At 48.1% G+C, this 20,097-nt stretch carries 20 protein-coding genes; 8 read left to right on the forward strand and 12 right to left on the reverse strand.

Annotated features, from left to right (window positions below; all coding sequences use genetic code 11):
* Positions 1-35 precede the first annotated feature (35 nt).
* Positions 36-785 carry an SDR family oxidoreductase gene (locus C8D85_RS07970; RefSeq protein WP_133561420.1) on the reverse strand — a complete coding sequence of 250 codons (750 nt, stop codon included), beginning with the start codon at positions 783-785 and terminating at the stop codon, positions 36-38.
* 464 nt (positions 786-1,249) lie between these two features.
* Between C8D85_RS07970 and C8D85_RS07975 the strand changes: the two genes are divergently transcribed.
* Together C8D85_RS07975 and C8D85_RS07980 are read left to right on the forward strand one after the other, a co-directional pair.
* The gene (locus C8D85_RS07975) at positions 1,250-1,510 is read left to right on the forward strand and encodes a hypothetical protein (RefSeq protein ID WP_133561422.1); all 261 of its coding nucleotides are present in this window, start codon (positions 1,250-1,252) and stop codon (positions 1,508-1,510) included.
* A gap of 57 nt (positions 1,511-1,567) precedes the next feature.
* Positions 1,568-1,837, forward strand: a complete 270-nt coding sequence (locus C8D85_RS07980; RefSeq protein WP_133561424.1) for a hypothetical protein — start codon at positions 1,568-1,570, stop codon at positions 1,835-1,837.
* Positions 1,838-1,928: 91 nt separating this feature from the next.
* Here C8D85_RS07980 and C8D85_RS07985 read toward each other — a convergent pair whose 3' ends face one another.
* From C8D85_RS07985 to C8D85_RS08010, 6 genes are all read right to left on the reverse strand, one after another.
* Positions 1,929-2,639 (reverse strand): glutamine amidotransferase-related protein, encoded by a 711-nt coding sequence (locus C8D85_RS07985; protein WP_133561426.1) that lies wholly within the window; start codon positions 2,637-2,639, stop codon positions 1,929-1,931.
* Between the two features lie 26 nt (positions 2,640-2,665).
* The gene (locus C8D85_RS07990; protein ID WP_133561428.1) at positions 2,666-3,475 is read right to left on the reverse strand and encodes an ABC transporter permease subunit; all 810 of its coding nucleotides are present in this window, start codon (positions 3,473-3,475) and stop codon (positions 2,666-2,668) included.
* On the reverse strand, positions 3,475-4,413 hold the full coding sequence (locus tag C8D85_RS07995) for an ABC transporter permease subunit (protein ID WP_228190218.1): 939 nt from the start codon (positions 4,411-4,413) through the stop codon (positions 3,475-3,477). Before C8D85_RS07995 ends, C8D85_RS07990 begins: the two co-directional genes overlap by 1 nt.
* Positions 4,410-5,564 (reverse strand): ABC transporter ATP-binding protein, encoded by a 1,155-nt coding sequence (locus tag C8D85_RS08000; protein WP_133561430.1) that lies wholly within the window; start codon positions 5,562-5,564, stop codon positions 4,410-4,412. The genes C8D85_RS07995 and C8D85_RS08000 overlap by 4 nt, the downstream gene beginning before the upstream one ends.
* Positions 5,565-5,634: 70 nt before the next feature.
* Complete coding sequence (locus tag C8D85_RS08005; protein WP_133561432.1) at positions 5,635-6,726, reverse strand: polyamine ABC transporter substrate-binding protein; 1,092 nt, start codon at positions 6,724-6,726, stop codon at positions 5,635-5,637.
* A gap of 122 nt (positions 6,727-6,848) precedes the next feature.
* Positions 6,849-8,198, reverse strand: a complete 1,350-nt coding sequence (locus tag C8D85_RS08010) for a glutamine synthetase family protein (protein ID WP_244936963.1) — start codon at positions 8,196-8,198, stop codon at positions 6,849-6,851.
* Between the two features lie 554 nt (positions 8,199-8,752).
* Between C8D85_RS08010 and C8D85_RS08015 the strand changes: the two genes are divergently transcribed.
* Entirely contained in the window at positions 8,753-9,571 is an 819-nt protein-coding gene (locus C8D85_RS08015) for a helix-turn-helix domain-containing protein (protein ID WP_133561434.1), read from the forward strand.
* A gap of 35 nt (positions 9,572-9,606) precedes the next feature.
* Here the strand turns inward: C8D85_RS08015 and C8D85_RS08020 are convergent, their stop codons facing one another.
* The gene (locus tag C8D85_RS08020) at positions 9,607-10,263 is read right to left on the reverse strand and encodes a nitroreductase family protein (protein WP_133561436.1); all 657 of its coding nucleotides are present in this window, start codon (positions 10,261-10,263) and stop codon (positions 9,607-9,609) included.
* Positions 10,264-10,423: 160 nt separating this feature from the next.
* Between C8D85_RS08020 and C8D85_RS08025 the strand changes: the two genes are divergently transcribed.
* Positions 10,424-11,371, forward strand: coding sequence for a LysR family transcriptional regulator (locus C8D85_RS08025; RefSeq protein ID WP_133561438.1), 948 nt, complete (start codon positions 10,424-10,426; stop codon positions 11,369-11,371).
* A 63-nt stretch (positions 11,372-11,434) separates the two neighbouring features.
* Here C8D85_RS08025 and C8D85_RS08030 read toward each other — a convergent pair whose 3' ends face one another.
* Positions 11,435-12,718: an NAD(P)/FAD-dependent oxidoreductase gene (locus C8D85_RS08030; protein WP_133561440.1), complete on the reverse strand. Its 1,284-nt coding sequence runs from the start codon at positions 12,716-12,718 to the stop codon at positions 11,435-11,437.
* 107 nt (positions 12,719-12,825) lie between these two features.
* Positions 12,826-14,316, reverse strand: coding sequence for an aldehyde dehydrogenase (locus C8D85_RS08035; protein ID WP_133561442.1), 1,491 nt, complete (start codon positions 14,314-14,316; stop codon positions 12,826-12,828).
* A 213-nt stretch (positions 14,317-14,529) separates the two neighbouring features.
* Between C8D85_RS08035 and aguB the strand changes: the two genes are divergently transcribed.
* Together aguB and aguA are read left to right on the forward strand one after the other, a co-directional pair.
* The gene (gene aguB, locus C8D85_RS08040) at positions 14,530-15,417 is read left to right on the forward strand and encodes an N-carbamoylputrescine amidase (protein WP_133561444.1); all 888 of its coding nucleotides are present in this window, start codon (positions 14,530-14,532) and stop codon (positions 15,415-15,417) included.
* 13 nt (positions 15,418-15,430) lie between these two features.
* Positions 15,431-16,504 (forward strand): agmatine deiminase, encoded by a 1,074-nt coding sequence (gene aguA / locus C8D85_RS08045; RefSeq protein ID WP_133561446.1) that lies wholly within the window; start codon positions 15,431-15,433, stop codon positions 16,502-16,504.
* Between the two features lie 211 nt (positions 16,505-16,715).
* Here aguA and C8D85_RS08050 read toward each other — a convergent pair whose 3' ends face one another.
* On the reverse strand, positions 16,716-16,928 hold the full coding sequence (locus C8D85_RS08050) for a DUF2798 domain-containing protein (protein ID WP_133561448.1): 213 nt from the start codon (positions 16,926-16,928) through the stop codon (positions 16,716-16,718).
* A 116-nt stretch (positions 16,929-17,044) separates the two neighbouring features.
* On the opposite strand from C8D85_RS08050, the gene C8D85_RS08055 reads away from it, so the two are divergent.
* On the forward strand, positions 17,045-17,929 hold the full coding sequence (locus C8D85_RS08055; RefSeq protein WP_133561450.1) for a LysR family transcriptional regulator: 885 nt from the start codon (positions 17,045-17,047) through the stop codon (positions 17,927-17,929).
* Between the two features lie 43 nt (positions 17,930-17,972).
* On the forward strand, positions 17,973-18,782 hold the full coding sequence (locus tag C8D85_RS08060) for a sulfite exporter TauE/SafE family protein (protein WP_133561452.1): 810 nt from the start codon (positions 17,973-17,975) through the stop codon (positions 18,780-18,782).
* Between the two features lie 14 nt (positions 18,783-18,796).
* On the opposite strand, the gene C8D85_RS08065 is transcribed toward C8D85_RS08060, so the two are convergent.
* On the reverse strand, positions 18,797-20,014 hold the full coding sequence (locus C8D85_RS08065; RefSeq protein WP_133561454.1) for a hypothetical protein: 1,218 nt from the start codon (positions 20,012-20,014) through the stop codon (positions 18,797-18,799).
* Positions 20,015-20,097 lie beyond the last annotated feature (83 nt).

Genomic DNA, 20,097 nt, shown 5'->3' on the forward strand with positions numbered 1-20,097 from the left:
GCACCTCTGATGTTGAAGTAAGTGGCTTTGTTGACTCAAAGTCCACCAGCCAGATCGATAAAATTGCCGGTAGCAAAGGAAGATTTATCCGACGCCAACCAATAAATCGCCTCTGCAACCTCAGACGCTTGTCCACCTCGTTGCATCGGCAGCTTACAGGCCAAACGGTCCACACGATTTGGTTCACCGCCGTCGCGATGCATATCGGTATAAATCAATCCCGGACGCACGCTGTTCACACGAATCCCTTCCGCTGCAACTTCCATCGCTAGACCTTTTGTTAGGGTATCCAAGGCTCCTTTTGAAGCAGCATAGTCAATGTATTCATTCGGCGAGCCCGTTCTGGCAGCCACCGAAGAAACATTCACAATCACTCCACCTTGGCCTCCCATTTGCGTAGACATTCTTTTTACGGCCTCACGAGCACAGATAAAAGCACTGGTCACATTCGTACAGAGCATCTGATTCACTCGTTCTGCCGACATATCCTTTAATCGTGCCTGTGGCTTCAATATCGCCGCATTGTTCACCAGTACCGAAATGGGCCCAAGAGAGTGATCCACAGCTTCGAACAAACTAACCACTTGTGCTTCATCGGCCACATCAGCCGCCACACATAAACACTTTACTCCTAGGCTTCGGATCTCGCTCTGCAACGATTCAGCGGCCTGCTGGTTTGATTTGTAGTTTAAACATACATCATAACCATGCTGTGCAAATAACTTTGCGGTGGCGGCACCAATGCCACGGCTTGCTCCTGTAATCAGCACGACTTTCTTACTCATATCCACTCCCCCTGAATCGGTTCATTCCCCATAAATAGCGCAATCTATCGATGAATTCGATCATAGGAGATCGATTTAATCGATTTCAATTAAGCATATGTCAGTGGCTAAAAACAAAAGTTTTCCTGAAGTGTGCTTTCAATGTGCATGCTGCAACGTAGTTTTTCTGCATAGTCGCTCGTTTGCTGTACTAAATTGGCCTGAACACGATGCATAGCGTCATTAATATTTGCCAATTTTTATTGATTAAGAATAAACCATCAGAGTTGTCCTTGATTGGTTCTTTTAATGGCGATTTAGGCTGTTTTTTCATTTTGAGGGAAGAACTTTGGAACAGAATTTTGCGCTCTTTTTTTATTTTTTTTCATGGCTAATATTAACTCCATCGAAACGCGAAACACTTTTCGCAAAACAATTTAAACGCTTTATTAAATTTAAAAGAGACCCTTTAAAGGAGGCTCAACATGAAAAAACTAATCGCACTTACATCTGCTGTTCTAGCCACTTCTGCACTGTCTACTGCAGCATTCGCAGACAACATTAACGACGATCTTCGCACAGCTGAATCTCGCTACAACGCACTGGCTGCCGAAGCTTCAGCAGAAGGTTACCAAGTCGGCGATCTATACGGTCAGCCAATGACGACTTCTCAAAAGCTTGATGTTATCAGCGAGAAAAGCGCTGAATTGAAAGGCCTGCTGAACACTCAATATTCAGCTAACTAATTTAGTGAAGTTTTCAGAAAGAATTGAATCGAATTTAAAAGTTTAAAGGTGAATATTATGAACGTTAAAACATCAGCACTTATTGCAGCATTAACTCTAACTGCGTCAGCTTCTTTTGCAGCAAGCAGTAATAACATCCAAGATGATTACTACGATGCAAAAGCGCAAGCAAAAGCACTTTCAGCTCAACTAGAAACAATGGGCGTTGAATCTAACCCTAACGTTGAGTTCGCACAGCCAACAACGCTTTCTCAAAAGCTAAATGCTTACGAAGCGAAAATTGACGAGCTACAAGGTCAGTTTGACGCAGTTCGCGCATCGAACTAATCCAGCAAAACCCGGATTCCCCTCCAGTTTTGTTATGTTTTGGCCCGATCACAAGTCATTGTGATCGGGCTTTTTTATTGCTTATCAGCGGCTAAGCCTTCGCTTTTAAGAACTGTCCAATCCAAGCCATTAGTTGTTGGTTCTGGATCGTGTCTTGCTCCACCGTTTGACGCGCCTTATCGGCCACCTCTTGCGTTAACGTCACCCCGTCATACATATTGATGAGTTCATTCTCATAGGCTTTAGAGAACTCTGGGTGCCCCTGGAACGTCAGAATTTGATCCTTGTAGATCAATCCAGCGTGCTCACAAAAGTCACTGGTTAGAAACGTGGTCATTTTGGCTGGCTTTTCCAACACCTGATCTTGATGGAAAGCACAAAAAGCCACTTGCTCCATCGCTGGCAACGTCGGGATCTCTTCCACCACTTGGTAGTGATGAACGCCCACACCCCAACCACCGTCGAATTTCGCCACACGACCACCTAACGCACGGGCAATCACTTGATGCCCAAAGCAAATACCCACTAGGACTTGGCCTTTAGTATCCACTTCACGGATGAACTCACACAGTTTGAGAATCCAAGGATCATCACCGTATGCATCTGACTTAGAGCCAGTGATTAACCAGCCATCACAGCTGTCCGTGCTCTCTGGGAACTCATCTAGGCGCACGTCGAAAATTTCAAACGTTAGCGAAGGCTCCAAAGCCGAGATTTGCTGAGCGAACATCTCAGCATAAGTCGGATACTCAGAAAGCAATGCATCTGGCGTAATACCCGCCGCAAGAACACCTATTTTCATTTATTACTTACCTCAAACATACAGCGTTACGGTCCCTGAAAGCGATTTTGGCGACGCATAATGACGATCGCTGCAATCACTGCAATAGATACCGCTAAGATCATCAAGGTCGCTAGGGCGTTGATCTCTGGGGTTACACCCAAGCGAACTTTGGAAAAGATCACCATCGGCAGTGTCGAATTCCCTGGCCCTGACACAAAGCTCGCAATCACCAAGTCATCTAGGGATAAAGTAAACGACAGCAACCAGCCAGACAATATCGCTGGCGCAATCAGTGGTAATGTGACGAGGAAGAACAACGACACAGGCTTCGCACCCAAGTCCATCGCGGCCTCTTCCAAAGTGTCATCCATGGATGCCAAGCGGGATTGAACCACCACCGCCACATAGGCTAAACAGAACGTCGTATGAGCAATGACGATGGTCGTCGTGCCACGACCAGCGGGCCAACCGAACATGCTTTCCATCGCCACAAACAACAGTAACAACGACAACCCCGTGATGACTTCAGGCATCACCAGCGGCGCAGTTACCCAGCCTGCCATGATGGTTTTGCCGGTGAATTTGCCCATACGGCTTAAAACAAATCCTGCCAGCGTCCCCAAGACCGCCGCAAGGGTGGCACTGATAAAGGCAATTTTTAAGCTGACCCAAGCAGCATTCATAATCTGCTCATTTTGGAACAGCTCGACATACCATTTAATCGACCAGCCACCCCACACAGTCACCAGCTTGGATTCGTTAAAGCTGTAGACAATTAGGGCTATGATTGGCGCGTAAAGGAATAAGAAGCCAAAGCCCGCGCTTAATTTAAGCGCCCAAGAGTTGCCTTTCATTACATGGCCTCCTTATTGCCGTTACGCATAAACATAATCGGTCCAACCAGTACAATCAGCATGATGATCGCCACCGCCGACGCTAATGGCCAATCTCGGTTCAAGAAGAACTCATCCCATAACACGCGGCCAATCATCAAGGTGTCCGATCCGCCTAGCAATGCAGGGATAACGAATTCCCCTACGGCTGGGATAAAGACCAGCAAACAACCGGCAATGATGCCTGGCTTCGCCAATGGCAGCGTCACCAGACAAAACGCTCGCCAAGGCTTGGCACCTAAATCTTGCGCCGCCTCGATAAGGCTCATGTCCATTTTTTCTAGGGTGGTATAAAGGGGCAAAATCATAAAGGGTAGGTAGGTGTAGACGATGCCCAGATACACCGCGAAATCTGTCTGTAAGATTTGCAGCGGCTGATCAATCAGGCCAATCGCCATCAAGGTTTCGTTCACCAAACCATTCTTTTTCAGTAAGGCCATCCATGCGTAAACACGCAGTAAAAACGAAGTCCAGAACGGCAAAATCACCAGTGCTAATAAAATCGTACGCTGAGTCGGCCCACTGCGTGCAATCAAATAGGCAATCGGAAAACCAATCAACAAGGTGAAAAAGGTCGATACCGCAGCAATACGCAGAGAGCTTAAATACGCATCTAGGTAAAAACGGGACTCAAACAAAAACAAGTAATTGCCAAAGGTCACTTTTAGGGTGGCGTAAGCATTACTCGGATCCCATTCAATAAGCGGGGAGTAAGGCGGCACAGCAATCATGGCTTCCGCTAGGGAGATCTTAAACACCACCAAAAATGGGATGAAAAAGAACGCCGCCAACCAAAGCATGGGAATCAAAATGACACACCAGCGTCCTAGACGAATCTGGCGCAGGCGTTGAATCACACTTAAGCGAGTCGAATCGGAGGAAGCGGTTGTGGTCATCATGATGTCAGTACCACGCTGCTGTCCGCATCCCATGCAAGGTAGACATGATCATCCCACGTAAAACGATCGTCTGCATCACGCTGAACGTTTGGCTGAGTAATACGCACTTCTTTGCCGGAAGGTAAGCGCACTTTGTAGATCGATTGGCTACCCATGTAGGCCACTTCCGTGACGATACCTTGGGTGGTGTTTACCAAAGACGCAGGCGCTTCGCGGGTAATACGGAATTTCTCTGGACGAATGGCCACGCTCACTTGCTGGTTAGGCGCACAGCTGATGCCATGGTCCACATGAATCAAGTTTTCCGTGTCGGCACAATGAATGGAGGCGCTGTCGCGCTCATCGCCGACCACTGTCCCTTCGAACAAATTCACGTTACCGATAAATTCCGCGACAAAGCGATTGTTCGGGTACTCGTATACTTCATGAGGCTCCGCTGTTTGAACAATGACCCCATTGTTCATCACGCCAATGCGCGTGGCGAGAGTCATGGCTTCCTCTTGGTCGTGGGTGACCACGACAAAAGTAATACCCAACTCTTCTTGTAAACGCATCAATTCAAACTGCGTTTCTTCACGCAATTTCTTATCCAATGCGCCTAATGGCTCATCCAGTAACAACAGCTTAGGACGCTTCACTAATGAGCGCGCCAGCGCCACACGTTGGCGTTGACCACCGGATAGCATATGCGGTTTGCGCTTGGCCAAATGCCCCAGCTGCACCATATCCAAAATGTCTGCGACACGCTTTTGAACTTCACCACTGGGCAGGCCTTCTCGTTTCAAGCCAAATGCCACGTTAGCAGCCACGCTCAGATGTGGGAACAAGGCATAAGATTGGAACATCATGTTGACTGGACGCTCCCAAGGGGGCGTATTCGACATGTCGACGCCATCAATCAGAATGCGACCCGAGGTTGGTTTTTCAAATCCAGCCAGCATACGTAGCAAGGTACTCTTACCAGAGCCTGAACCACCCAGTAGACAGAACAATTCATTTTTGTAGATATCCAGCGACACGTTGTTCACCGCTGTGAAATCGCCAAACTGCTTATTGATTTGCTCAATGCGAACAAACGGTTCCGAAGTGCTTTGACGCCACGTTGGTGCCGCTTTTGGCACGATTTGAGGCGCAACAGAAGATACAGACATAACCCACCTGTCAGTCAATAAAAGAGAAGGTAGCGGAGCCAAATGGCTCCGCAGGGCAGAAACGCAGGGTTTAGCGACCGGTTTTGATGTTGGTCCAAGCACGCGTCAACGAGCGATCAAAACGCGCAGTGTGCGCAACTTGAACGTACAGTTTTTCTTTGACCGCTTGCGTTGGGTAAACACCTTTATTGTTGGCCACTTCTGGATCAAGCAATGGCTCTGCAGCAGTATTCGGTACTGCGTAGTAAACGTAGTTCGAAATCGCAGAGGCAATCTCAGGCTTCAGAATAAAGTCGATGAACTTATGCGCTGCTTCTGGGTGTGGTGCGTCCGCAGGCACGGCCATTAGGTCAAACCATACCAAGGTGCCCTCTTTTGGAATCACGAAATTGATATCAACGCCTTGGCCAGCTTCTTCCGCGCGGCTTTGCGATTGCAAAATGTCTCCGTTGTAACCAATCGCGACACACACGTCACCGTTAGCCAGGTCTGAAATGTATTTGCTTGAGTGGAAGTATTTGATGTTATCGCGGGTACCAGACATCAGTTTAGTAGACGCTTCCAGCTCCGCTTTGTCTTCAGAGTTCGGATCCACGCCGCGGTAGTTATTGACCACAGACATGATTTCAGCAGGTGAGTCGAGCACTGCAATGCCACAGTCTGACAACTTAGCCGCTACGGCAGGGTCAAACAGTACATCCCAAGAATCGATGTCGGCTGTTCCTAGGCGCTCTTCAATCAGCTTGGTGTTGTAACCAATACCAATCGTGCCCCAAGCATAAGGAATATTGCGCTGGTTGCCCGCATCATGCTTTTCGATTTGCTTAGCAAGGGTCTGGTCTAGGTTGCCGTAGTTGCTCAGTTTGCTCTTATCGATGGTTTGGTAAACGCCCGCTTTCACTTGGCGTTCAAAGAATGAGTTAGAAGGCATCACAACATCGTAGCCGGAGCCACCCGCCATCAGCTTGGCTTCCAGCACTTCGTTGCTGTCGTACACATCGTAGTTAACCTTAATACCGGTTTCTTTGGTGAATTGCTCTAGGGCACCCGGCGCCATGTAGTCAGACCAGTTGTAGATGTTGATCACATCTTCTGCAAAGCTGCTGCCAGCAAACACTGACGCACTACCAGCAATTAACACACTCAATGCATTACGTTTCATGTAGAGCTCTCCTATTTGGCCCAGGTCGGCCATTGTTCCAGTTGTGAGGTGATTGAAGTCGTTGAATGAAGCCCTTTTTAGCGGGCTTTCTTATCTTTTATTCCCATGAGTACGACGCCTATCTATAAGTAGGCTTCGTACTCCACGTTTGAAATTCGGCTGTGAATCTTTTGCTGTTCTTGCTCTTTGGCTGCGCCAAACACTCGAACGAACTCTTCGCCTAAATAGTCACGTAAGAAGCTGCTGTCGTTGAAAGCTTCTGTGGCCAGTTCCCAGCGATTTGGCAGTGGCTCAAAGCGCTCAGACATAGCGTAAGCATCCCCTTCAATTGGCTGTGGCGGAGACATTTTCGCTTCAATGCCGTGCAGTGCTGCGCCTAGCACCGCGGCCAGCACTAAGTATGGGTTGGCATCCGCACCGGCGACGCGATGTTCAATGCGGCGCGCGATGTTTTCACTTTCTGGGATACGTACCGCGACGGTACGGTTTTCATAGCCCCAGCTTGCAAATGTTGGCGCGTGGGCCCCCGTTTGGAAACGACGGTAAGAGTTCATATGTGGCGCGAAGACCAGCATCGAATCCGACATGTGGTTCAGTAGGCCAGCGACCGCTTGTTGCAACAAACCAGAGCCTTCATCTGTGCCGTTGTCGAAAATGTTGTTGCCTTGCTCATCAAGCAAGCTGAAGTGAACGTGGAAGCCGTTGCCGCTCTTGTCTGCGTAAGGTTTCGCCATAAAGGTCGCACCGAAGTCATGCTGGCGCGCCACGCCTTTGATCAGACGCTTGAACATGATCGCGTGATCCGCCGCCTGCACCGCATCGTTGGTGTGCTTCATATTGATTTCGAACTGACCAGGGCCTAATTCTGAAATGATGGTGTCTGCAGGAATCCCTTGGGCTTCACAGGCTTGGCGTACTTCTGCGAAGAAGCTTTCTAAGCCATCCATTTCTTCGATGGAGTAACAGTCGGTTTTATTCAAACGCACACCATTACCTTCCACAATGATCGGTGGAGAAGGACGACGTTGGGCTTCGGAAGTGCCGTCTAGCAAGTAGAATTCAAGCTCTGTCGCTACTACGGGTGTGTAACCAAGCTCTTTGAAGCGATTGACGATGCGCGTCAGTACTTGGCGTGGATCTGGGTAGAATGGTGTGCCATCGGCGTTGTACATCATGGCAAGAATTTGATCACGAGCGGTTTCCGCCCATGGCACAGGAATCGGCTCAGGATGGACGGCTAAACAGATACCATCGCTGTCACCAGTTTCGAACACCATGCCGTTGTCGAGTACGTCGTCACCCCAGTGGTCAAAGCCAATCACAGAGTGAGGCAACTTCACCCCCTGTGTCATGACACTCTTTAACCCACTGGCTGGGATACGCTTACCGCGCAAGTTACCGTTTAAATCCGTAATAAACAGATCAAATTCGTTATTCCCTTCATACATATCCGACATAGAAAGTTCTCTCATGAAATTAGTCTTACCGCTGGAGAACTTGAACTCTGTAATAGCCGACACTTCATTCGCTTTTTCAGTTTGGAAGCGTTGCTCTAGATCAAGTTCTCTCTATGAAAATCACCTTAACCCGAGCAAACGATGCGAGTAACTATCCCCGAGTGGGTATATGCAAACAAAGAGAAAATTGGATAAATATTCTTCTAAGGCAATCCACAAACTATCTGAGAGAAAACCTATCTTGCTGATAAATAATGGCTAAATGATTGATTTATGCATTCTAGGTGTTATCTGGCAACTCATAAGCCGAAGCATTATTCGGGTTATTAAGCACAGTTTTACACTATCTAGGATCTTAAAGTCGACGAAATTTTTTAGGTAATGAGAGAAAAAACAGCCAGCGGATTGAACAATTAAAACCGATAAAAGCGTCGAATTAGTGTATGTTTCATTAAGACGTTTTTTGGCCTAGTAATTGCTTTTAACGTAACCATTTGTTTTAAAGTAATGGCTAGCGCCCCAAGATAGCGCACGATAAGAACAACGCGCACAGGAGAGGATACAAAACGATGCACAGTTCCACTTTACGAGGGCAATTGGCCTTACCCGAGTTGATGAAAGACTTAGGGCAATTAACCAGCCATGTTCGCGTTCCCAGTTTCCCAACTGTGCTAGAAGATTTCCTGCGCCAGCTCTGCTACTTCGACACCATCATCATGGTGACCTATAAGAAAGCGCTGAAACCGCTGTTGATTCATCCGAGCGACCTGTCTGAGCAGAGCAACACCCTGCGCATGTACCTCAATCAAGCCTATTTACTCGACCCATTGTTTAACTCGCTTCAGCATGGCATTGCCCCAGGCGTTTACCGTCTAGTCGATATGGCTCCTGATTCGTTCGAAGAAACCGAGTACTACCAAACCTGCTATCGCGATTTTGACCTGGTGGATGAAATCAATATTTTGGTGGATTTGGATAAGACCACGACTTTTGCTGTATCACTGGGCCGTCAAAAGGCCGTCGGTTCGATTCGACGCACCGAACTGAATAATTTAAAAACGGTTTTCCCAATGATAGAAGCCTTGATTAGCCAGTTCTGGTTGGCTCAATCCGGCGGTTTTGTGGATCGTGCACCGAGCTCAGGTCCATTGAAGCAAGCGCTGAAGACATTTGCCCATGGAGTACTGACGACACGCGAGCAGGAAATTTTGGGATTATTGCTGAAAGGTCACTCATCTAAGTCCATTGCCAATGAGCTAGGCATCAGTGCCGGTACTGTTAAAGTACACCGTAAGAACATCCACGCACGCTTGGATACTTCTACCCAATCTGAGATTTTTACCTTATTCCTCAGCCACTTGGATGCACTCGACAGAGAAGCGCATTAGCCTCTCTGTCCGTACAATTTGTCCTAACGAAACGCTTATAGAACGGTAATCACTTGCTCGCGACTCAGGCGTGACTTAGTCAATGGCGCATTGTAATCCTCTTCTTCGCTACGGTAGCCCATCGCTAGCGCCACATCACACTGATAGCCAGCTAATTCATCCGCAAACAACTCACCAATTAGCTCAGGATCAACACCTTCCATCGGCGTTGAATCAATGCCTAGGCGTGCAAGGGTATGCATAGTGTTCCCTAGTGCCAAATAGGTTTGCGCTTTCGTCCATGCCGCTGTGTTGCCTTGCTCATCGGTGTTTAACTCGGCAAAGGCAAACGCGCCAAATGCCTGCTCGCGTTGCTCAGGAGTCGTTCTGCCATCCGCAATCCCTTGATCTACAACTTGTGCGTAATCATCGCGGTTGTAGTGTGTTTTGTGGGCAAACAAGATGATATGCGACGCTGCTTTGGCGTGCTTTTGGTTGAACTGAAACTTATTTGCAAAGGTATCATGGAAACGCTGTTTGGCTTCCTCGCTCTCGATCACAACGAACTTCCATGGCTGGGAGTTAATGGACGACGCAGACAAGCGTAAGGCTTCATAAATCACCTCCAGCTCTGCCGCAGGGATTCGCTTGCTCGCGTCGTAGTGTTTGGTTGTGTAGCGTTTGCTTAAATCTTCAATAATAGAGTGCGACATAATTTATCCTCATAATCAGTAACAGGCTCAAAGAGCCTTGGAATAACCGAGATACTAGCGCCCCGAATAAGAGAGAAAAACACGCTTTAGATTGAATCATTATCAAAAAATATTTGATAATAAACATTGCATTCACAATCTATTAGATAGGTAAAAGTCTGTGCAAATTGAAGATTTGGAAGTGGTTCTCAAGATTTCAGAGTTGGGGAGTATCACCGCCGCGGCCACCCATTTGGATATGCAATCAGCAACCGCCAGCGCTGCGCTAAAACGTGTTGAAGCAGCCCTTGGTGCCGAGCTGTTCATCCGCTCAACTCGGCAACTGCGCGTCTCCAGTGCTGGCGAGCGCTTTTTGCCTTTATGCGCTCAATCCTTAGAACAATGGCAACACGCCAAACAAGCCGTTACCAAGGACAATCAGACCATCTCTGGAGAAATGCGCATTGCAGTGTCTTCCGACCTTGGGCGTAACGTCATCGCCCCTTGGCTCGATGCTTTTATGGCGGAGCACCCTGATATCACCCTTAGAATGCACCTGAGCGACAGCAACATCGACTTTTACCGAGACGCAATGGACATGGCCTTACGCTATGGCGCTCCCAATGATGCGTCGCTATACGGCTTTAAAATTTGTAATGTACCGAGATTATTGTGTGCCAGTCCTGCATACCTTGACGAGCATGACATGCCACATCATCCGAACGACCTGATGCAGCACAACGCGTTGTTCTATCAGCTGCGTGACATACTCAACGATGCTTGGGACTTTCAAGATGAGCAGCGCCGCTACAAAATCAAACCCAAAGCCAATCGGGCCGCCAACGATGGTGATATGGTGCGACGCTGGTGCGTGGCAGGGCATGGCATCGCCATGAAATCCGCATTAGACGTAGCAGATGACATTCTAAGCGGGCGGCTTATCTCGCTATTGCCAGACTACACCGTCCCTTGCGGCGAACTTTGGTTAATCTGCCCAAGCCGCCAATCCATCACTCCGAGCATGCGCCTACTAAGAGACGCACTGCGAAGACATACCCAGCAAAGCCTACAACGTCTAGTGGAAGCGGGCATCCTGCCACAGTCACTGGTCGAGCGAACTGAAGCCTAAGCGATAGACAACAAAAAGCCGCTCGAAAGCGGCTTCTATGTAGACCTTAACGCTCAGTCTGCATTAAATACCTAGCTGGTCACGCATGTTGTAGTACGCTGCACCAATCGCTGTGTACGGTACTCGTAGCATACGACCACCCGGGAACTGGTACTGTGGCATGCTGGCGAATACGTCGAAGCGCTCTGTGTCGCCATCAATGGCATCGGACAAGATCTCACCCATTAAGTGGGAGTTGGTCACACCATGGCCTGAGTAGCCTTGTGCGTAGTATAGGTTTTCGCCGATTTTACCTACCTGAGGCATACGCATCATGGTCAGCAGGAAGTTACCGGTCCATGCAAAGTCGATTTTCACGTCTTTTAGCATCGGGTAAGTTTTCAGCATTTTCGGCACGATGATCGATTCGATCTTACCTGGATCACGGGCACCGTAAGTCGTTCCGCCGCCGTAGATCAGTCGACCATCGCCCGATAAACGGTAGTAATCCAAAAGATAGTTACAGTCTTCTACGCAGCGATCTGTTGGTAACAGTTGCTTTTGTAGATCTTCTGGAAGCGGCTCTGTCGCGATCACTTGCGTGCCACATGGCATGGCTTTTTTCTCAACTTCTGGAAGCAATCCAAACACATAGGCGTTACCCGCCACCACGATTTTATCGGCAATCACGGTACCTTGCTTGGTGACCACCTTACCAGGAACGCCTTTCTCTAAACGCACCACTTCAGAGTCTTCAAAGATCTGGCCGCCTAACTCTTCAAACGCACGCGCTTGGCCAAGTACCAAGTTCAACGGCTGGATGTGGCCGCCTTTGCGATCCAGCAGACCGCCTGCGTAGCGATCCGTACCAATGTGATCTTGAATCGATGAGGCAGTCAGTAGCTCAAGTTCATTATGGCCATGGGATTCCCATAGGGCTTTTTTGGCTTTTAGCTCTTCGAATTGCTTCTTATTGCAGGCCGCAAATACGTTGCCATGCTTAAGATCACAGTCGATATTGTACTTTTCAATACGGTGACGAATCAGTTCTGAGCCAGCAAAGGCCATTTTCGCCATTTTCTGACCAATGTCGTCCCCGTAGTTTTTGAATATGTAATCAATGTCTCGGTTAAAGCTGTTAACAATCTGACCACCGTTGCGCCCAGAAGCACCAAAGCCAATACGGCTGCCTTCTACAACGATCACACGTTTCCCTTTTTCGGCCAAACTTAAAGCCGTGGATATGCCAGTAAAACCCGCCCCCACAACACAAACATCGCAACGATGTTCGCCGGTAAGCTGTGGACGTAACGCCTTGTCGTTGGCAGACGCTGCGTAGTATGAATTTGCATGAGTAGGGGATGACATATAAAACCTCTCCTATACACGTAGGCGACCCTATTGGTACGCGAACTTTGTGTGAACAGGGCGGTCCTGTGACGGCCCTGTATGGTAATCAATGAAAGTGGGGCTTGTTACTTCAAGCTAATCCAAGTGTTTTTAATCTCGGTGTATTTTTCCAAGGCATGCCAAGATTTATCACGGCCATTACCAGACGCTTTAACACCACCAAAAGGAACCGTGGTATCACCATCACCCCAGGTGTTAACCCACACCATGCCCGACTCAAGACGTCGACTAACACGGTGAGCGCGGCCCAAGTCATTGGTCCAAACCGATGCACCTAAGCCATATTTGGAATCATTGGCTAGGGCAATGGCTTCTTCTTCAGTGTCAAAGCCCATCACCGCCAATACTGGACCAAAGATTTCTTCGCGAACGAATTCCATTTCGTGGTTGGCATCCGTAAAGATAGTGGGTTTCGCGTAGTAACCTTTACCCGCTTGGTAATCTGGCACGCCACCCAGCGCAAGGGTTGCGCCATCAGCTATGGCGCTCTCGATAAAGCGGGTCACCGTATCCAGTTGTGCTTTATCAACCATTGGCCCCATTTTGGTCGCAGGATCCAAAGGATCACCTGGCACATAGGCTTTAGCGGCTTCTAATAGCGCGGCCATAAACTCGTCTTTGATGCTGTTTTGCACATACAAGCGTGAGCACGCGATACACACTTCACCTTGGTTGGTGAAGATCGCCGTTGCCGCGCCTTGCGCTGCTGCTTGCACGTCTTTGCAATCTGCAAACACTAGGCAAGGGGATTTACCACCCGCCTCAAGCCAGACCCGTTTCATATTCGACTGCCCAGCGTATTCCATCAGCATGCCTGCTACACGGCTTGATCCCGTGAAAGCAAGCGTGCCGATGTTGTGGTGCAACGCAAGGGCTTTACCAGCTGTGTGACCAAAACCGGGGAGGACATTGAAGACACCATCTGGGACCCCCGCTTGCGTTGCTAACTCGGCTATTCTTAACGCACTTAAAGGCGATTTTTCCGATGGTTTTAAAATCACGCTATTGCCCGCAGCCAAAGCTGGCGCAATCTTCCACATCACCATCATCAGTGGGTAGTTCCAAGGAGTAATAATCGCCACCACGCCCAGTGGTTCACGGCTAATCAGCGCCAAATTATCTGGGTTCGTCGGTGCGATTTCGCCATAAAGCTTATCGATGCATTCTGCTGACCAACGTAGGCAATCAATCGAGTCTGGCACATCAATATTGACCATCTCTGAAATCGATTTACCCATGTCTAAGGTATCAATAAGCGCTAGCTCGTCTTGGTGAGCTTCTAATAAATCTGCCCACTTTTGCAGAATGCGCTTGCGCTTACCTGGCGCCATTTCAGACCAAACACCGCTTTTAAACGCTGCTTTGGCAGCCTCGGTGGCAAGGTTCACATCGGCTTCATCACAGCTGGCCACTTTGGCAAGCAGCGACTCATCGGTCGGGTTGATACAATCAAATGTTTCCCCACTCTGTGCCGCGGTAAACGCACCATTAATGTAGGCGTCTGAGTGCAAACGAATGTCTGAACGCAGGGCTTGCCATTCTTGATAGGTTTTCATAGGTAATTCCTTCCTCTGGCGTTTATCAAAACGCGTCATGAGTTGTGATCAATCTAAACTAACTGAGCGTCATCCTATCGCACCATATCCCCGTGGGGGTATATCGTTTTTTTCATGGGGAACTAAGATGAAGCGCTCACATGACACATCCTGTACTTCTGTGACTTGATAACGATAACGTACCCACAAGGGTAGCTAATTGGAGAACACACCATGTCAAAAATTACGGTGGCAGCCACGCAAATGCACTGCACGTGGAACCAACAGGAAAACGTTGACCGAGCAGAAAAGCTAATTCGTCAAGCGGCGGCTCAAGGCGCACAAGTCATTCTTATCCAAGAGTTATTTGAAACGCCGTATTTTTGTATCGAAATCCATGAGTCATACCACGATCTCGCCACTACTTTAGAAGAGAACGAGGCCTTTAAACGCTTCCAAGCCCTCGCTAAAGAATTAGACGTTGTACTGCCATTCAGCTGGTACGAACGTGCCGGACAAGTACGTTTTAACTCACTGGCGATGATTGATGCAGGCGGTGAACTATTAGGTGTTTACCGTAAAACGCACATCCCTGATAGCGACGGCTACCTTGAGAAGTACTACTTCAGCCCAGGGGATACTGGCTTTAAAGTGTGGCACACCAAGTTTGGCTGTGTGGGAGTTGGTATTTGTTGGGATCAATGGTTCCCAGAAACAGCTCGCGCCATGGCACTGATGGGCGCGGATATTCTATTGTTCCCGACGGCAATAGGCTCCGAACCAAGTCAACCTGAGATGGACAGCATGCCACACTGGACTAACACCATGCGTGGTCACGCGGCTGCCAACCAAGTGCCTGTCATTGCCTCCAACCGAATTGGTACAGAAGCGGCGCAACACCGCGATCTTGAGTTAACCTTCTTCGGTTCATCATTTATCTGTGATGAACGTGGTGAGCTTATCGAGCAAGCGGACCGCAGCTCAGAAAGCATCTTGGTTCATACCTTTGACCTTGACCATGTGCGCACCATGCGTAAAGCGTGGGGCTTGTTCCGTGACCGTCGTCCAGAACACTACGACGTGCTGAAAACCCTAGACGGCCAAGTAAAGACCGCCCATTAATACAGGAGGCACTATGACAACGCCACAGCAGGACGGCTTTTGGATGCCAGGTGAGCATGAGCCACAGGAAAGCGTTTGGCTAGCTTGGCCCACTCGCCCAGACAACTGGCGCGAGCAGGCACTGCCCGCACAAGCAACCTTTGCCCACTTTATTGAGCGTTTAAGCGGTTATGTCACAGTAAAAGTCGCAGTATTACCAGAATATGAGGCACAGGCGAGAGCCATGCTACCGTCTCAGGTACAGCTTTTCCCAATGCAGTATAACGATGCTTGGATGCGCGATATCGGCCCAACCATGGTGATCAATGGCCAAGGCGAAAAACGCGCCATCAACTGGGGCTTTAATGCTTGGGGTGGCGAGCTAGACGGTCTATACGACGACTGGTCAGATGATGAAACCGTTGCCACTCGAATCGCTGAATTAGAAGACGTTCAGCGCTACGATGCGCCGTTTATTCTAGAAGGTGGCTCCATCCACAGTGATGGGGAAGGTACGGTTTACACCACGGAAGAATGCTTGCTACATCCAAGTCGTAACCCAGATCTTAGCCGTGCCGACATTGAAGCGCAGCTGCAGGCGTACTTAGGTATTGAGAAAGTTATTTGGCTTCCCCTTGGACTGTTTAACGACGAAACCAATGGTCACATCGACAACATCTTGCATGTGGTCAAACCAGGTGAAGTCATCTTAACCGTCTGTGACGACCCAAGTGACCCGCAATACAACATCAGCCAAGCGGCATTAAAGGTATTGTCCGAAACCACCGATGCCAAAGGACGCTCGCTAATCGTTCACAGCATCCCCATGCCGGGACCACTGTTTATGGGTGAGGAAGAAGCCAACGGCCTGGTACAACCGGACCGCATGGCCCGCGAAGCAGGGGAGCGCCTAGGCGCATCCTACGCGAACTTCCTGATTACCAATGGCGCCGTTTTCTACCCGCAATTGGATGCAGGAAAAGACAGCGAAGCGGAGCAAGTACTGCAAACAGCCTTCCCGTCTCATACCATCGTTGGTATTCCAGCACGAGAAGTCCTGCTAGGCGGCGGCAACCTGCACTGCATTACACAACAGATACCGGTTTAGTTGCTCAATCGGAAGAAGTGTTAAAAAAACCACGTCAGGGGCAACCCGACGTGGTTTTTTGTTGGTTGTTGAATTCGAAAATGAAGCATATAAGGGGTCAGATTCCTTTAATGATTTATCTCTCGCAAAACGATAAATTTTTTATAAGGAATCTGCCCCCTTGTTACTTAAGACAAGTCGTACAAGGGCTTTTCCTGCGCGCAGCGCGGTCCTACTTGGTTGCTAGTTTGGTAGCAAGCTGGTGTAAGTAGGGGCCAAAGATAAACGAGATGGTGCCTGCTGCGGGCCATGCAAGTACCCAAGATTTCATCCAGAATGAGGCAAAATCAGGGTGCATACCTAAATTCACAAAGGTCACCCAAGCTGTCATAAGTAGGGATAAAACGAATGACATCAATGCCGCGAATATAATGCGATGTTTCATGTGGAAAACCTCTTTGCTCAACCACTTAATGCTATACAGTAAGCTTACCAAACCGCTATATTGGTAAAAATAGACAGTTTCAATAACCTTTTTTACAAATATGCAAAAATGCAAAAATGCTCGATGATCTCAAAATTTTCATAGCCGCTGCAGACACTAAGAGCCTGACAGCAGCCGCAGATAAACTGGGTATGACCATCGCCACGGTGTCACGACGGATTGCGGCCTTGGAAGCCAAGTTGGGCTCGGTGTTACTTCATCGCTCCACTAAAGGTTTAACCCTAACAACGGTGGGAGAGCGTTATTACCGTGAATGTGCGGAGTTTATCGATGCTTTGGATCAACGGATTTCCAATCTGGATCACACATTAAATAGCTTGGAAGGGGACGTGAAGATCCTCGCGCCAACCAACCTAGGATCAGGGCCACTTGATGAATTTTGGGTACATTTCGCAGCACAATACCCTCAAATTAGCCTAAGAATAGAGTTAAGCAATCAATACGAAAGCCTACAAGACACTCAAGCGGATTTGGCCTTGCGTTCAGGGCAATCCTCAAACTTATCACTGATTCAGCGTAAAGTCGGAGAGATTCAAGGCGTGTTGGTGGCATCTCCGGAGTTTTCACCACGACCAAACACCCTTAGTGAGTTAGAGCAAACTGAAAGTGTTGCGGGGCAATTATTTACTGATTGGCATATCATTCATGAATCCGGCCAAGAACATGCCGTTTATAAGACGCACCGCCATACAGGTAATGATATGCGAATCGCCGCTAATCTGGCCAAACATGGCCATGGCGTAACACTGTTACCAGAAAGCATTGTCTATGAGGATGTGCAGCAGGGGCGATTAATACGAGTGATGCCCGAGTGGCATGGCCGTCGCCGTGAGATTTATCTAGTCTGGCCCTACCGACGTAGCCTTTCAGTCAGAGCCAAACTTCTACGGGATGAATTAACCAAGTTTCTCCATAGCCAAGCCTGGTTTATCCCCTCATAATTTAGGCTTATCACCCAAACCTAACCAATAAGGATCACATTCTATGGAACAGTTACTTTGGTGGCAGTACGCCGCCATCGCAGGGATTTTCATTTGGAGTGGTTTTGTTCGCACGGGGTTAGGCTTTGGCGGTGCAGTATTGGCGTTGCCGTTTTTACTCTTGGTTCACAACGATCCTCTGGTGTTCCTACCAATCATTTCCATTCATCTGCTGATCTTTTCCAGCTGGATCGCTTGGCGAGGTGCGCGAAAAGCCAAAGCAGAAAACAAAGCCACGATTAGCGAACATTCAGAACAACCCGTTACAGAGCAGGGTAATATTTCTTGGGGCTATTTGCGCAAAGCATTGGGCATCATGATCGTGCCCAAACTGATTGGCGTGTTCGGCTTATTAACCCTGCCCAATGACATTGTCACTGGTGTGATTTTCGTAATCGTTGCTGTATTTGCTGTGTCGTACATCATCAATAAACCGTTCTACAGCAAGAACCCCATCGTCAGCACGGGGCTACTTATGATGGGCGGTTATGTTAGCGGCACGTCTTTGATCGGTGCACCACTGATCGTTTCAGTATTCGCCACCAAAGTACCACGCCATCAGCTGCGCGATACCTTATTCGTACTCTGGTTTATCTTGGTATGCATCAAGATGGCATCTTTCCTAATCGCGGGAGTCGATTTACAGCTCATTCATCAACTTTGGTTGCTACCTTGTGCCTTTGTCGGCCACTTGATGGGACAGCATTTCCATGAGCGCATCCAAAAAGCTGAAACGCCCACCTTCTTTAAATTTATCGGCTGGGCGTTGTTACTGGTCTGTGCCTTCGGCATGTACTCGACGTTTTGGTTGTGATGGTGGCTACATAACTATGTTTCATCTGCTTGGCTCATCATAGCAAGTGTGGATTCAGAATCGTTCTTGGAGCATTGGAACGATTTTAGGTCGGTAAGGACAGCATAGTAAGTCAATCCATTCTTACTCTTATCGTAATCAACTTCAGTCGCTATTAAGCTGCCTTTTGAGGAAAGATCCGAGGTACTGGCTAATGTCGCGTTCACTTCTACTATAACATCATCTAGTTTTACAATGTCTTTAAGTGCTTTGAGCTCGCTTAGGGTAAAAGACGCGTTTGTATTGAAGGCCGTAGCCTTGTATTCACGAGCATCATAATAAAGCTCATCTGCACTTAGCGTCATAGTCACGACTTTTAAACGATTGCTATCACCATACTCTTTTAATTTTTTAAGGTCGCCACAGGTGAGCTGAAAGCGCTGTATATGAAGGCCGTTTACTACGGTGTAACCACTAGCCTGCTTTTCTCGATTGCCAGAAATAGAATTCGATGTCTCTTTTACTACAACGCCACCATCAAATTTCAGAGCCTCAGCCCAGTTATACACGACTCGATTTGGCATCATGGATTGTTTACGTACTTCGTTTTGCGCTATGCGGAGTGTTTTGAGTGCTCCGTCACGCTTATCTCTTTCGCTTTTGCATGAAGATGATTTTTCGCTAATTTCTTGCTTTGTACCCAACACATCATCCTGCTTCACTACTGTATTTTTCGCTTTATCAGCCTCTCTCTCAGCTACTTCAGCCTCTTTCTTAATTGCTTCAGTCTTTTCATGGGCTAAACAAACATAGTAATCCGTGACGGCTCCAACGTACTCAATCTGAGCATCGTTCTCGCTATAAACTGCATCTAAGAAGCCCTGTAAGCGTTGAGTTTTAGCCGTAATATCTGATTTATTTTTATCTTGCTGTCCAGAAGTCTTTGAGTTTTGAGCTTCACTGTAGTACTCGTGATAATATTTCCCAGTGCCCTCAATTTCTCGACAATTATTAGTAAAAGGCGAGCGATAGCGGCTTGCAGTACAGACCTGCCCAACCTGAAGACCAAGCTGGCCATTTAGAGAAACATAAGTTGTTTGCAAAGGATGGTCCCAAATAATCCAACGACTCGGATTCAATACAACCCCATCGTTTGCCGCAACAAGCGTTAACCCATCTACAACATTTAATTGTGAATTAGTGGAACAAGCAGAAAGTAGTAAAGCAGCAGGAAATATAAGAGAGCGTTTCATAGGCCCTTCCTTGGTTTTGATGACGAAGTTTTAAATAAAGCAAAGAGTCATGAAAACGCAAGAAATAAGGCCAAGATACACTT

The sequence above is a fragment of the Marinomonas communis genome, assembly GCF_004363305.1.
In the GTDB taxonomy this organism is placed as follows: domain Bacteria; phylum Pseudomonadota; class Gammaproteobacteria; order Pseudomonadales; family Marinomonadaceae; genus Marinomonas; species Marinomonas communis.